General features: G+C 72.6%; 15 protein-coding genes and 1 tRNA gene. 9 read left to right on the top strand and 7 right to left on the bottom strand.

The window, feature by feature from the left end; all coding sequences use genetic code 11:
* Window positions 1-161 precede the first annotated feature (161 nt).
* Window positions 162-929: a peptidoglycan-binding protein gene (locus tag ACFCZ1_RS12030; protein WP_376678277.1), complete on the top strand. Its 768-nt coding sequence runs from the start codon at window positions 162-164 to the stop codon at window positions 927-929.
* A 140-nt stretch (window positions 930-1,069) separates the two neighbouring features.
* Window positions 1,070-1,753, top strand: coding sequence for an HAD-IA family hydrolase (locus ACFCZ1_RS12035; protein WP_376678278.1), 684 nt, complete (start codon window positions 1,070-1,072; stop codon window positions 1,751-1,753).
* Between the two features lie 459 nt (window positions 1,754-2,212).
* Here the strand turns inward: ACFCZ1_RS12035 and ACFCZ1_RS12040 are convergent, their stop codons facing one another.
* Window positions 2,213-2,794: a TMEM165/GDT1 family protein gene (locus ACFCZ1_RS12040; protein WP_376678279.1), complete on the bottom strand. Its 582-nt coding sequence runs from the start codon at window positions 2,792-2,794 to the stop codon at window positions 2,213-2,215.
* A 637-nt stretch (window positions 2,795-3,431) separates the two neighbouring features.
* Here ACFCZ1_RS12040 and ACFCZ1_RS12045 point away from each other — a divergent pair.
* The 4 genes from ACFCZ1_RS12045 (at window position 3,432) to ACFCZ1_RS12060 (ending at window position 7,350) form a co-directional block, all read left to right on the top strand.
* Complete coding sequence (locus tag ACFCZ1_RS12045) at window positions 3,432-4,076, top strand: HNH endonuclease family protein (protein ID WP_376678464.1); 645 nt, start codon at window positions 3,432-3,434, stop codon at window positions 4,074-4,076.
* Between the two features lie 142 nt (window positions 4,077-4,218).
* Entirely contained in the window at window positions 4,219-5,880 is a 1,662-nt protein-coding gene (locus tag ACFCZ1_RS12050; protein WP_376678280.1) for an alkaline phosphatase D family protein, read from the top strand.
* Window positions 5,881-6,011: 131 nt separating this feature from the next.
* Window positions 6,012-6,644, top strand: coding sequence for a DedA family protein (locus ACFCZ1_RS12055; protein WP_376678281.1), 633 nt, complete (start codon window positions 6,012-6,014; stop codon window positions 6,642-6,644).
* Window positions 6,645-6,819: 175 nt separating this feature from the next.
* Window positions 6,820-7,350, top strand: a complete 531-nt coding sequence (locus ACFCZ1_RS12060; RefSeq protein ID WP_376678282.1) for a hypothetical protein — start codon at window positions 6,820-6,822, stop codon at window positions 7,348-7,350.
* Between the two features lie 34 nt (window positions 7,351-7,384).
* On the opposite strand, the gene ACFCZ1_RS12065 is transcribed toward ACFCZ1_RS12060, so the two are convergent.
* The 6 genes from ACFCZ1_RS12065 to ACFCZ1_RS12090 all read right to left on the bottom strand — a co-directional run bounded on the left by ACFCZ1_RS12065 (window position 7,385) and on the right by ACFCZ1_RS12090 (window position 10,079).
* The gene (locus ACFCZ1_RS12065; protein ID WP_376678283.1) at window positions 7,385-7,609 is read right to left on the bottom strand and encodes a DUF2277 domain-containing protein; all 225 of its coding nucleotides are present in this window, start codon (window positions 7,607-7,609) and stop codon (window positions 7,385-7,387) included.
* A 15-nt stretch (window positions 7,610-7,624) separates the two neighbouring features.
* Window positions 7,625-8,278, bottom strand: a complete 654-nt coding sequence (locus ACFCZ1_RS12070; RefSeq protein WP_376678284.1) for a hypothetical protein — start codon at window positions 8,276-8,278, stop codon at window positions 7,625-7,627.
* A gap of 38 nt (window positions 8,279-8,316) precedes the next feature.
* Window positions 8,317-8,685, bottom strand: a complete 369-nt coding sequence (locus tag ACFCZ1_RS12075; RefSeq protein ID WP_376678285.1) for a hypothetical protein — start codon at window positions 8,683-8,685, stop codon at window positions 8,317-8,319.
* Window positions 8,686-8,958: 273 nt separating this feature from the next.
* On the bottom strand, window positions 8,959-9,147 hold the full coding sequence (locus ACFCZ1_RS12080) for a hypothetical protein (RefSeq protein WP_376678286.1): 189 nt from the start codon (window positions 9,145-9,147) through the stop codon (window positions 8,959-8,961).
* Window positions 9,148-9,250: 103 nt separating this feature from the next.
* Window positions 9,251-9,724 carry a hypothetical protein gene (locus ACFCZ1_RS12085; RefSeq protein ID WP_376678287.1) on the bottom strand — a complete coding sequence of 158 codons (474 nt, stop codon included), beginning with the start codon at window positions 9,722-9,724 and terminating at the stop codon, window positions 9,251-9,253.
* A 280-nt stretch (window positions 9,725-10,004) separates the two neighbouring features.
* Window positions 10,005-10,079: transfer RNA gene (locus ACFCZ1_RS12090), tRNA-Val, on the bottom strand.
* 105 nt (window positions 10,080-10,184) lie between these two features.
* Between ACFCZ1_RS12090 and ACFCZ1_RS12095 the strand changes: the two genes are divergently transcribed.
* The 3 genes from ACFCZ1_RS12095 (at window position 10,185) to ACFCZ1_RS12105 (ending at window position 12,504) form a co-directional block, all read left to right on the top strand.
* The gene (locus ACFCZ1_RS12095) at window positions 10,185-11,429 is read left to right on the top strand and encodes a hypothetical protein (protein WP_376678288.1); all 1,245 of its coding nucleotides are present in this window, start codon (window positions 10,185-10,187) and stop codon (window positions 11,427-11,429) included.
* A 102-nt stretch (window positions 11,430-11,531) separates the two neighbouring features.
* Window positions 11,532-12,260: a DUF4383 domain-containing protein gene (locus ACFCZ1_RS12100; protein WP_376678289.1), complete on the top strand. Its 729-nt coding sequence runs from the start codon at window positions 11,532-11,534 to the stop codon at window positions 12,258-12,260.
* A 28-nt stretch (window positions 12,261-12,288) separates the two neighbouring features.
* Entirely contained in the window at window positions 12,289-12,504 is a 216-nt protein-coding gene (locus ACFCZ1_RS12105) for a zinc ribbon domain-containing protein (protein WP_376678290.1), read from the top strand.
* Window positions 12,505-12,650 lie beyond the last annotated feature (146 nt).

Genomic DNA, 12,650 nt, shown 5'->3' on the forward strand with positions numbered 1-12,650 from the left:
AGGGAGGGATTCCAGTGAACGGTAAACACTGTCCAGATTGCGGTGCCCGCGGTGCCGCCTGCCGGTGTGCACCGGGTGCGGGTTTCGACCCCCTGCGCATCCGTCCGTACGTAACGCTGCCCGACCCCCGCGAGCCCGACGACGAGGCGCCCCCGCCGCCGGTGGCGCGGGCGGTCGTCCAGCCGCCGCAGGACGACACCCCGGCGTACGGGATACCCGCGGCACCGGCGCACCAGCCGTGGCCGGACGACCCGGCCCTCGCGCCGGACCCGGCCGAGACGGCACGGCTCCGGGCGGTCCCGTACCCCGGTCCCAGACCCGGCGGCGGAGGAGGTGGGGGCGGGGGCCCGGAGAAGCGGACCGGCCCGGCTTTCAGGCGGCTGCTGCCGCTCGTCATCGCATCCGGCGCAGTGGTCGCCCTCGGCGGAACCGCAGTGGCGCTCCTGGTGCTGCCGGGCTCCGCCGGGAGCGACACGGCCCTGCTGGACGCGAAGGCCTCGGCGCCCGTGACGAGCCTGGCCCCGGCCGAGCCGTCCCCGAGCTCGACCATCCGGACGACCGGTCCGTCCCGGTCGGCCTCGCCCTCACGCTCACCGTCACCGAGTGCCTCCAAGTCGGCGTCCCCGTCCCCCTCACCGAGCACGTCCCGCTCGTCGGCGTCCCCTTCCACGACCCCGTCACCGACCCCGCCCCGCGCCCCCAGCCCCACGCCGCCCCCACAGGGGCCGACCCTGCGGTACGGGGACTCGGGCGCGGAGGTGGAGAGACTGCAGCGGCTGCTGGCGGCGCGTGGCCTGTACAGCGGCAAGTTCAACGGAAAGTTCGACTGGAGGGTGGAGAACGCCGTGTCGACCTTCCAGTACAACAACGACATCGACGAGGAGTGGGGCGTCTACGGCCCCGCGACACGCAGGGCACTGGAGGGTTAGGGACGAGGCTCACACGACGCTCGGTGGCGCGGACCGCTCCTCTTTTGTATCGTGGAGGAACAAAGTGGTTCCGCCTTCACTCCCTGACCGGTGGGCGGAACCACTTGTTCTCTTTTCCCGCCCCGTCTGGAGCCCAGCCGATGCCGGCCAGCACCACCACCGCGCCCGTCGTCCTCACCGCCAAGGCCCTGCTCCTGGACATGGACGGCACCATCGTCAACTCCGACGTGGTGGTCGAGCGCTGCTGGCGGGACTGGGCGGTGTCCCACGGGCTGGACCCGGAGGAGGCCCTCAAGGTGGTCCACGGCCGCCAGGGCTACGCCACCATGGCCGTCCTGCTGCCGGACCGCCCGATGGAGCTCAACCACGCCGAGAACGCGGTGATGCTGGCCCGCGAGACCGCCGACACCGACGGCGTGGTCCCGGTCGCGGGCGCCCCGGAGTTCATGGCCGCGCTCGACGGCTTGCCGCACGCCCTCGTCACCTCCGCCGACGCAGCCCTGGCCACGGCCCGGATGACCGCCGCCGGCCTGCCGATGCCCGCAGTACGCGTCACGGCCGAGTCTGTCCAGGCGAGCAAGCCCGACCCCGAGGGCTTCCTCAAGGGCGCCGCCGCGCTGGGTGTGGACCCGGCCGACTGCATCGTGTTCGAGGACTCGGCCGCGGGCATAGCCGCGGGCCGTGCGGCGGGCATGCGCGTGATCGGCGTGGGCCCCCGCGCAGCCGCCCACACCCCCACCACGCACGTCCCGGACCTCACTGCGCTCCACGTCACGACCGCTCCGGACGGCTCGATCCAGCTGAGGGTCGCAGCGCAGGCATAGGAGCGAGGCCTCGGCGGGACTGAACGCCGGCCGGAGGCTTCGAGGGCGGACGGGAAGCCCCCAGGAGAACGGTCACCAGCACCCGAGAGGCCCTGCGGGCAGATCGGCGATGAGGGTGCCCGAGTTCCCCGAGTTCCTTGGGGCGTCAGCCAAGCCCCGCCATCGCCCCCGGCCAGGTTCAGCGGCGCGGGCACGGTCCCGGCCCCTGCCCCTGCCCACACCAGGCAGCGCCCAGAGACCGATCGGCGTCCCGGGGGCGCGCCAGATCGCCACACCCTCCTCATATTTCGGCGCCCGACGGCCGACCCGGGCTGAGATCGGGCCGCCGTGGATCGCTACGCGGCTGAGGACCCCTCCCTGGTCCCGCCCAAGAGCAGCAACGGCAGCCCACCGAAGCCACCGACCCACGTCCGCGCAGCCTCCCCTCGCGTCACCCCCGTACCAACACGCGCGCCCCGCTCATCCCGCGATCGCCTCGTACAGCGAGAACACGGCCAGGGCCCCCATCACCGCCGCCGCGATCTTGGTGATCAGCCGCAGCGGCACGTACTTCATCAGGGTGCGACCGCCCAGGATGCCGATGCCCGCGACCGCCCACAGGGCGAGCACTGCGCCGAGGCCGACGGACACCGGGTTGTCGTACCGCGCGGCCAGGTTGGCCGTCATGATCTGGGTCAGGTCACCGAACTCCGCGACCAGGATCAGCATGAATCCGGCGCCGGAGACCTTCCAGAAGGACTGGTCGGCGGGCGGCTTGACCTGCTCCTCGCCGTCGTCCTTCTTCAGGAGCAGCATGGCCGCGCCCGCGAGGAAGAGGGCTCCGACGACGGCCTGGACGAGCCGGTGCGGGAGCAGGGTGAGGACGCTTCCCGCCGCGATGGCCAGGGCCACGTGCACGGCGAAGGCGGCGGCGACGCCGGCGAAGACGTACGAGGCGCGGTAGCGGGTGCCGAGCATCAGGCCGGCGAGGGCCGTCTTGTCGGGGAGCTCGGCGAGGAAGACGACGCCGAAGGCGATCGCCGCGACGGTGAAGCTGAACAAGGGTGAAACCTCAATCGGTCGGGCAGGACGCCATCGGGACCGAGAGACCTGGGGTGTTTCAGGGGTCGCTTCGGCTCGGCGGCGCCCTGGCTTGCATGTACGCGTACGAAAAAACGAACGCGCCTGCACATGAACAGGACACTGCGGCCGAAGGTCTCGCTGGCCGACCGCTGTCCGCGGCCTGCCTCCGGGCGCCGGCTGGGGTGACCCAGCAGTATGTCGACGGTCCGGCGAAGAGCTACTCCCCTTCTGCTCCATCAGGGTACGCGACGCTCCCGGGCGCCCGAAATGGGGCCTTGGTCACGCCCCCCTCACCGCCCCAGCTCCCGCCACCGCCCCCGATCCCGCCCTGCCGGACCTCCCCAACACCTCACCCGCCTCACTCACCTCACCCACCCCACTCGCCCCGGCACACCCCGCCCCGCCACACCCCGTCCCACCCCGACCCGCCCCATCCCCGGAACCTCAACTTCCATTTGGGTGGGCCCTGTTGCGGCACTTGATGTGACGTGCCCATGTCGCCAGGCTGTCACCTGGCGCCCACCCCCGCGAAACCTGGCGCCGCAACCATGGCCGCGCCCCTCCGGGGCCGCACGGCCCACATCCCCCCGCATCCAGGGAGCCCTCCATGGCACTCATACCCGCCATCTACGCGCGTCGAATCGGCGTGTTCGCGTCAGCGGTTGCCCTCGCTTCCCTCACCTCCCTCGTCAACGCCCCGAGCGCCCAGGCCGCCCCGCCAAGCCCCATCAGCGCCGCCGCCGCCCGCTCGTACCTGGCGACCGTGACGCCGCGCGCCGAGGGGTCGACCTCCGGCTACAGCCGTGACCTCTTCCCGCACTGGAGCACCGTCTCCGGCACCTGCAACACCCGCGAGACCGTCCTCAAGCGGGACGGCGTGAACGTCGTCCAGGACTCCGCCTGTGCCGCCGTGAGCGGAAGCTGGTATTCCGAGTACGACGGCGCCACCTGGACCGCCGCCTCCGACCTCGACATCGACCACATGGTCCCGCTCGCCGAGGCCTGGCGTTCCGGCGCCAGCTCCTGGACCACGTCCAAGCGCCAGCAGTTCGCCAACGACCTCACCCGCCCGCAGCTCATCGCGGTCACGGACAACGTCAACCAGGCCAAGGGCGACCTCGACCCCGGCAAGTGGCTGCCGCCGCGGACCGCCTACCGCTGCACGTACGCGCGCATGTGGGTCCACGTGAAGCAGTACTGGGGTCTGAGCATGGATTCCGGCGAGAAGACGGCCCTGGTCAACCTCCTCAACGGCTGCTGAGGCCTGCGCCGGAGGCACCGCTTGGGCCGGCGTCGGCGCGCCGTTGACGAAGTCGGCCGATCATCTCCCCCGCCAGGGGGAGGCGGGGCGCCCCCTCACCGTCGTACCGTGATCACAGGCGCTACGGAGGAGGGGGAGTTCCATGGCCGGACTGCGTCTGGGGCCGCTGCTGCGCTACGTCGACTGGGACACGGGCGGGTCCGCCACGATATGGGTCGAGGCGGACCGCCCGTGCACAGCCGAGGTGCGGTGTGCCGACGGGGCGGGAGGCAGCGTGCGCACCTTCCAGATCGCCGGGCACCATTACGCGTTGGTGCCGGTGACCGGCCTGACTCCGGGGACGGCGACGGCGTACGAGGTGCTGTTGGACGGCGTGCGCGTGTGGCCGCTGCCCGACGGCGGCTTCCCGCCGAGCACGATCACCGCCCCGGCCGTCGCGGGCTCCGGCCGTCCGGCGGCCGACGGGCTGCGCATCACCTTCGGTTCCTGCCGGCAGGCCGTGCCGCCCGCCGGTCGGCACGGCCCCCACGGCCCGGACGCGCTCGACACCCTCGCCGCGCGGCTGGCCGCCGACCCGGAGGCGGTGCGGCCGGACGTCCTGCTGCTGCTCGGCGACCAGGTGTACGCCGACGCGCTGTCCCAGGAGACCCGCCAGTGGATCGCGGCCCGGCGGGACCTGCGGGAGGCGCCCGGCGCCCAGGTCGCGGACTACGAGGAGTACACCCGGCTCTATGACGAATCCTGGCGCGATCCGGAGATCCGCTGGCTGCTGTCGACCGTGCCGAGCCTGCACATATTCGACGACCACGACGTCATCGACGACTGGAACACGAGCGCGGCCTGGCTGGCGGAGATGCGGGCGACGCCGTGGTGGCAGGAGCGGGTGCTCAGCGGGCTGATGTCGTACTGGGTGTACCAGCACCTGGGCAATCTCTCGCCCGCCGAGCTGGCGGCCGACGGGCTCTACGAGGCGATACGGCAGGCCCCTGACGGCACGGATCTGCTGCGCACCTTCGCGTCCGCGGCGGACGCCGACCCGGCCTCGGTGCGCTGGAGTTACCGGCGCGACTTCGGCCGGACCAGGCTGCTGATGGTGGACACCCGGGGCGCGCGCGTGCTGGCCGAGGACGGGCGGGCGATGCTCGACCCGGCGGAGCAGGGCTGGCTGCGGGAGAACGCCCTCGCGGGTCACGGGGGTTACGACCATCTGCTGATCGGGTCCTCCCTGCCGTGGCTGATGCCGCATCTGATCCACGACGCGGAGACGTGGAACGCCGCGATGTGCAGAGGGGAGCGGGGGCCGAGGTGGGCGCGCGTGGGCGAGAATCTGCGCCGGCGCAGCGATCTGGAGCACTGGGCGGCGTTCCCGGCCTCGTTCGCGGCGCTGACCGATCTGCTCGAGGAGGTCGGGACGGGGCCGCGGGCGCCTGCGACGGTGTGCGTGCTGTCGGGGGACGTGCACCACGCGTATGTGGCCGAGCCGCTCATACCCAGCACGGCGCGGGTGTTCCAGCTGACGTGCTCGCCGGTGCACAACTCCATCCCCACGGCGGTGAAGCTGGGCTTCCGACTGGGCTGGTCGCGTATGGGGCGTTGGCTGGGGCGGGGCTTCTCCCGGCACGGGCGAACGGGGCGGCCGCCGCTCAGTTGGCGGCGTACGGGCGGGCCGTGGTTCGGGAACCAGCTGATGACGCTGGCGCTGGCAGGGCGGACGGCCCGGCTGCGGCTGGATCAGACGCGCAAGAACCGTACGGGTGCCCGACTGGTGCAGGTGCTCGACCGTGAGCTCACCGCGGCGGAGTAGGGGCTGCCCCGGGCATCCGGAGGGCGAACCGCGGGCGTACGCTGTATGGCTGTCAAGCCGCTCCTGCCGCTCCCCCGCGACGTCGCGGCGCTTCATGCCGCTGCACGTCAACCGGACTGGGGAGTCCCGCCTTGTTTGAGACTCTGGGGTCGCTGACCGCGAGCCCATGGATCTACGCCGTGGTGGCGGTGTCCGTCGTGCTCGACGTGTTCCTTCCGGTGCTGCCGAGCGGGGTTCTCGTGATCACCGCCGCGGCGGCCGCGGCGGCCGCCGGAGCGGCGGGGCCGGTGGCCGTGCCCACGCAGGTGCCGGACATCCTGGCCCTGCTCGTGATCGCCACGACCGCCTCGGTGCTGGGGGACATGGCCGCGTACCGGCTGGCCCGGCGCGGGGGCGCCCGGCTGGACCGGGCCATCGCCCGCTCCCGCAGGCTGACGCGGGCCCATGAGCGGCTCGGTGCTGCTCTGGCCCGCGGCGGCGGCGCCCTGGTGGTGATCGCCCGCTTCGCCCCGGCCGGGCGCTCGGTGGTGTCCCTGGGGGCGGGCAAGACGCAGCGCGAGGTGGCGGAGTTCCTGCCCTGGTCGGTCCTGGCGGGCATGGCCTGGGCGGGCTACAGCGTGTCGCTGGGCTATTTCGGTACCCAGTGGCTCGGCACCCAGTGGCTGGGGACGGCCGTCTCCGTCGTCGCCCTGTTCGCCGCGGGGGCGCTGGCGGCGTTCCTCGTCCGCCGCCCCGGCTCGCCCACGGCGGCGCCGGCCGCGTAATCCCGCCCCGGTGGTGGCGTACCCCCTCTGATGGAGTAACGGCTCACCCGTTCACCCGGCCCCGATCGCCGCGTCCGGGCGGGGCTCCTAGCGTCCACAACACGGTGCGCAACCGAATCCGCGTCACATCCGTGCCCGGGCCGCGCCGTTTCGAGGAGCCCGAGGAGTTCTCTCCATGCCCGCCAAGCCGCTCGTCACGCCGCTCGTCTCCCCTCCCGCCCGGCGGTCCGCCGCGCCGCGCCGACTGCTGGCCGCCGCGGCCGCGTCGCTGGCCATCGCCGCCGCCACTCCTGCCGCGCTCGCCTACGCCGCCCCCACCGCGACCGTCTCCCCCAGCACGGTGGCGCCGGGTGGCCAGGTCGCCCTCAACATCGCGGGCTGCGGCACCAAGACCGGCCGGGCCTCCTCCAGCGCCTTCGGCGAGGTGCGCCTGGCCCCCGGCAACCTGGAGGCGACCAACCTCTTCGGCAACGCCACCGTCTACCGCAACGCCGGGCAGGGCACCCACCGCGTCACCTTCGAGTGCGGCGGCCCGGGCGGTGAGCGCGTCACCGTCGCGCTGAATGTCGCCCCGGCGGGCGCGCGCGGCGGGACGGGCGGCAGCATCGGCTCGGTGAGCGCCGGTCAGATCGCGATGGGCGGCGCCCTCGTCGTGGGCGCACTCGGCGCCGGGGTGTGGGTGCTGCGGCGTCGTTCGGCCGCCTGACCTACCGCATCGCGGGAGGCGGTAGGTCCCCGGGTCAGACGGTGGCGGCCTGGCCCCGTACCTGCAGACCGTCGAGGAGCAGCCGGGTGGCCTCGGCGACGGCGTCCACGGACGCCTCGAACACCTCGCGGTTGTGTGCGGCGGGCACCCGGAACCCGGACACCTTGCGTACGTACTGCAGCGCGGCGGCGCGGATCTCCTCCTCAGTGGCCTTCTCGGGGATCACGGGCGGGCGCAGGGTCTTAATGGAACGGCACATACTCCTACTATCCCGCTAACGAGGCAGCTCTGCCCCGGACAATTTCATAATCAATCCGGCTTGGAGCCGGCCCCTCAGTTCCGGGTCCGTGACCTCGTCCAGCAGCCCTATGGCCTGCTGGGTCGTCTCGGCGGCCCGCCGGTCGTCGCGCAGCGAGGCGGTCTGGTCGGCCATGTGCTTGAGCGCGATGTCGGCCCGCCGGTGGAAGAGCTGCCCTACCAGGGTGGTGACCAGGCCGACCGAACTCGTCACGACGCCGAGGTACAGCTCTCCGCCGCCTTCGGCCTTCCAGACGGCCAGCGCCACCCCGCAGAGGAGGATCGCCGCTCCGACCCCGGCGAACCGCTGGCTGGTCGCGAAGCTGCTCCGCGCCTGGGTCAGCCCGTAGGCGTAGTACTCGACGAGGATCGGTGTGAAGTCGTCGCGGCGGTCGCCGATTTGTGCCGGCGCGTGGGGCCGGATGCCGCCGACGTCGTCGAACTTCGGGTGCCGCGGTCCGCCGACGGGTTCGGCGTCGGGCTCGGCCACCGGTTCGGCGACGTGCGCGAGCAGCCGGGTCCGCTCCTCGTCCCGCTTGCGCTCGAAGCCGGCGCCGACCGCCCGCTCCAGCACCACGAAGACCGCGGCCACCGCCGCGACCACCCCACCCCACGCGAGCCACTCGCCCATCCCCCGACGATCCCATGGCCCGATCGTCCGGCCAAGACCTAGTAACCCCAGCGAGGTTGGCTGCCGTCCTGGCGGCAGTAGATGAGACGGCCGTTGCCCGCGTGCGTGGACCGGCCGAGGTCGGCCTTGCGGCAGTACTGGCCGGCGTTGTAGCAGTTCCCCGCGTTGGAGACGATCTCGCAGGCGGTGTCCGCGGGTTCGGCCGGCTTCGTCGGAGCCTTGGTCGTGCGCTGGGGCGCCGGGACGGTGCTGGGTGCCTTCTGGTCGGGGACGCCCGACGGGCTGGGGGCCGCGGTCGGGGAAGGCGGCGGAGCCGGGGACGGAGACGCAGGCGGGGTCGGGGTCGGGGTCGGGGAGGCCGTGGTCGGTACCGCCGAGACCGAGGGGAGGGGCGGAGGCGCGGACACCGCCGGGCCCCCACCCCCGGCCGGCCCGCAGGCGACGGCCACACCGGCCACCAACAGCGCGACCACGGCCCGCCGCACGGCACCCCCGGCCCGACTACGCCCTCTGCCGCCCTCACCCGTGTCACTGCCGCGCATCGCTACCCCCACCCGAAACCACTCAAAGGAGGCACATCATATGAACAACCGTCCGCCTGCGCGGCGTTTCAGCAGATCCACGAAAACCCGCCCCGCAGAACCCCGCCGCAGGCGCGGCCGCGCCGCTGGAAGCGGCGGCTACTTCATGTGATCGACGGCGCGCTCCGGGCTGTCGTCCCGACCCGAGACAGCTGCTGCAAGGGCCAGCAGGGCTTCCACCTGAGCGCTCGCTATGAGCTGGTCGGCACTGAGCCGGCCCTTCGCCCACTTCTCGCTCGCGTCCAGCAACTCCTGAGCCCTGTGCGCATGAGCGGCGTAGTCAGCCATGTGAACCCCCCACCTCTGTCGGAGCTCACACGGTAGCGCTCACCCCAGCTTTGGGAGCCCTGGTGAGGAAGCCGGACGGCCAGGCCGCCGGCGGTGGTCGTCCTCAGCCGGCGGTTGCGGGGCTCAGCAGCGTAGCGGCCGCGGAGATGAAGGCGACGGATGCTTCCTTGGCCGCATGCCGCCGGGCGTCCAGCTCGGTCCGGTCGGTGGCCTTGCGCAGCGCGTACGTGGCATCTGCGGCCTGCTGGGCGGGGCCGGCCAACTCGGGGACCAGGACCTGAAGGCGGATGTGGGGCGCGGTGATTGCCGCCCGGGTGTCGTGGGACCTCGTCTGGGCCTCCAACTGGTGCTCGGTGCCTGCCTCGGTCAGGGCCAGACGCTCCCGATGGAACATCGCCGAGCGGTGCGCGTCCAGGGCGGCCGCGAAGTCGGTGACGGCGCCGAGCTGGTCCTGGCGGTGGCTGTCGGAGCGCTCCTCGGCGCGTGCGGTGCGTGCCGAGCGGTGCTGGAGGAGTCCGGCGGTCAGGGCACCGGCGAGGGTGCCGAGTACGGCAACGATCGAAGGCCATATGGACATCAGGTGTTGGGTCCTCTCGGGTAGTCGGTGTGTAACCAACCAGTCCTTCACCCGGATGGCCAAGGACGCCGGGCCCCGGGTCGTGATGGAGATCCTCGGACACTCGCAGATCGCCGTCACCATGGACGTACGCCCATGTCGTCCAGGACGCCCGGAGCGACGCGGTCGGTCACACGGACCGGCTGCTCAGGCCCCGGTGCGACCGTTCCTGACCGTCCCCGTTGATGTCACCTGAAGCCGTCAAAGGCCCCCAACCAAGATCGGTTGGGGGCCTTCGTGCTGGTGGGCGCGGACGGTTTCGAACCGCCGACATCTGCTTTGTAAGAGCAGCGCTCTACCCCTGAGCTACGCACCCGTGGATAAGTGGACAGCCTACATGGCGGGCGCACCCCCCACGCAAACCCGTTCCCGTGGGGGAGAATGGACCGGGGCATGGCGGACGCGGTACGGGAGTGGGATTGTGACAACGGCATCCCGGCGTTGGTTCGGTGGGCGGGACGAGAGTCGGCGGGCGGATGCTCAGGCGGCGAAGGATGCCGCCGCCGCGGCGTTCTACGAGCTGGACACCGCGCAGCGGGACCTGCGGATCTCGATCGAGACCATCGCCGCGGCGGACGGTTCGCCCGCCGCGCGGCAGGCGAGCGAGGGGTTCGTCGCACTGGGGCAGCGGATCGACCAGGTCAGCCATGTCTACATCGAGGCCGTCGACGCGCACGACCTGGACCGGGTGGATCTGGAGGCCTCCGTCGCCACGCAGGCCCGGGAGCAGTTGACCCGGGCGCGCGAGGAGCTGGTGCGGGCCAAGGGGGAGCTGGACCGCTTCGCTCAGGGGCTGCAGCCGCTGCTGGACAAGGCCGAGACGCAGTTGGCCCGGGTCGCGCCGGCCCGGGAGCGGGCGAAGGCCGCGCTGCTGGCGGCGAGCGACGCGCTGGACGCCGTACGGGCCAAGGGGATGCGGGCCGATGACCTGGCGGCGCGGCTGGCCGCGCTGGGCCCGGAGCTGACCAAGCTGAACCAGGGCGCGGCCCGGCACGGGGTGCAGGAGACCGTGCAGCGCGCCGACCGGATCCTGCGGGACGCCGAGGCCGTGCGGGCGGAGGCGGCGCGGCTGCCGGAGCGGGCCGCGGAGATCGACCGGCGGCTGGTGAGTCTGCGGACGCGGGCCCAGGCGCTGCGCAACCGGGCGGACCGGGTGGATCCGGTCCTGAGCGAGCTGCGCCGTCGGTTCAGCGCGGCGTGCTGGCAGGACCTGCAGCCCGTCCCTGACCAGGCGATACGGGATGTCGCGTTGGCGGAGGACCGCCTCAAGGAGGCTTCCCGGGCGCGGGACGAGCAGCGCTGGGCCGACGTAGGGGTGCTGATCGACGGGGTACGGGCTTCGCTGGACGCCACAGACGAGGCGGTGTCCGCGGCACAGGACCGGCTGACGCGGCTGGAGGATGTGGCGCGCGATCCGCAGGCCGAGGTCGACCGGACCCGCTTCGCGATCCGGGACGCGCAGCGGCTGGCGATGGCGGGCCGCAGCGTGCCCGATCCGCGGCACGCCCGGCCGCTGGACGAGGCGGTGGCCCGGATGGACCGGGCGCGGGCGGGGCTGGAGGGGCGGCACCCGGATTACTGGCATTTCCTGCAGGAGATGGAGGAGGTCCGGGTGGCGGTGGGCCGGGTGGTGGCGGACATGCGGGCCGGGCGCGCCGTCGGGTGAGACCGGAGTCTGGGCGGCCGGAGACCGGGTGAGACTGGAGTTGTCCGGAGGCGGGCATCGGCGGATGCTGGAGGGGCCGGAAACCGAGCAGAGGAGGGCGGTATGGCTGCCCACACGTCCCACAGGCCTCGTGCATCCCGAGCACCGCAGGCACCTCCCGCACCGCATGAGTCCTACTCGCCTCACGCGCTCTACGGGTGCACCGAGCCCCACGAGCATTACGCACCGTACGTGCCCCATGAGCCGTACGAAACCCACGCGCCACAGGCTTCCCAGGGCCGGCTGCAACGGCTTCTGCATCCCGTCAATGCCCAGCTCGACGAGCACCTGCCCGCCGACCACAAGCTCGCCAAGGTCTACCGCGTCGGCGCCGGTCTGACCGGGTTGCTGCTGGTCGCCTTCGGCATCCTGGGGCTCATCGACCAGGTCGGGTTCTTCGACACCGGTGGCGACACCGTGCTCGCCCTGAACACCAACGGCGCGCTCAGTGTCCTGTCGATCTGCATCGGGGGGCTGCTGTTCGTCGGCATGGTGATCGGCGGGACCTTCGCCTCCACCCTGAACATCGTGCTCGGGGTGCTGTTCATCCTGAGCGGATTCGTCAATCTCGCCCTCCTGGACACCGACTTCAACTTCCTGGCCTTCGAGATCCAGAACGTGCTGTTCAGCTTCGTCGTCGGCGTGATGCTGATGTGGTTCGGAATGTACGGGCGGGTGGGCAGCGCGCTGCCGCACGACAATCCGTACTGGCGGGCCCGCCACCCCGAGGAGGCGGCCCGGGAGCAGCGGGCGGCGGCACAGGCCGGGAGGCGGATCCAGACCCTGCCGTAATTCCTCCCGCCGCCGCTAACCTGGCCGCATGCCTCGATACGAATTCCGCTGCCGGACCTGCGACGACACCTTTGAGGTGAGCCGGCCGATGTCCGAGTCCTCCGCGCCCGCCGACTGCCCCGCGGGGCATGCCGACACCGTCAAGCTGCTCTCCGCCGTGGCTGTGGGCGGTACCAGCAGTGCCCCGGCGCCCGCCCGGGCGGCAGGCGGCGGGGGCTGCTGCGGCGGGGGCGGCTGCGGCTGAACGGCCGCAGCGGCCGATCGGCGGGGCCGCGAACGGCGGCATGCGGCATGCGGCATGCGGGACGCGGGACGCGGGACGCGGCCGAACCCGGCCCGCACCCGTGCCCAGCCCGCACCGCCGCCCGCGCCCGCGCCCGCGGTAGACGC

The organism is Streptomyces sp. NPDC056224 (assembly GCF_042267665.1).
Classification (GTDB): domain Bacteria; phylum Actinomycetota; class Actinomycetes; order Streptomycetales; family Streptomycetaceae; genus Streptomyces.

What these genes read in the sequence shown, in the direction of transcription:
- ACFCZ1_RS12035 (WP_376678278.1), top strand. Translation starts at nt 1,070, where the DNA reads ATGCCGGCCAGCACCACCACCGCGCCCGTCGTCCTCACCGCCAAGGCC.
- ACFCZ1_RS12050 (WP_376678280.1), top strand. Translation starts at nt 4,219, where the DNA reads ATGGCCGGACTGCGTCTGGGGCCGCTGCTGCGCTACGTCGACTGGGAC.
- ACFCZ1_RS12060 (WP_376678282.1), top strand. Translation starts at nt 6,820, where the DNA reads ATGCCCGCCAAGCCGCTCGTCACGCCGCTCGTCTCCCCTCCCGCCCGG.
- ACFCZ1_RS12065 (WP_376678283.1), bottom strand. Translation starts at nt 7,609, where the DNA reads ATGTGCCGTTCCATTAAGACCCTGCGCCCGCCCGTGATCCCCGAGAAG.
- ACFCZ1_RS12070 (WP_376678284.1), bottom strand. Translation starts at nt 8,278, where the DNA reads ATGGGCGAGTGGCTCGCGTGGGGTGGGGTGGTCGCGGCGGTGGCCGCG.
- ACFCZ1_RS12080 (WP_376678286.1), bottom strand. Translation starts at nt 9,147, where the DNA reads ATGGCTGACTACGCCGCTCATGCGCACAGGGCTCAGGAGTTGCTGGAC.
- ACFCZ1_RS12085 (WP_376678287.1), bottom strand. Translation starts at nt 9,724, where the DNA reads ATGTCCATATGGCCTTCGATCGTTGCCGTACTCGGCACCCTCGCCGGT.
- ACFCZ1_RS12100 (WP_376678289.1), top strand. Translation starts at nt 11,532, where the DNA reads ATGGCTGCCCACACGTCCCACAGGCCTCGTGCATCCCGAGCACCGCAG.
- ACFCZ1_RS12105 (WP_376678290.1), top strand. Translation starts at nt 12,289, where the DNA reads ATGCCTCGATACGAATTCCGCTGCCGGACCTGCGACGACACCTTTGAG.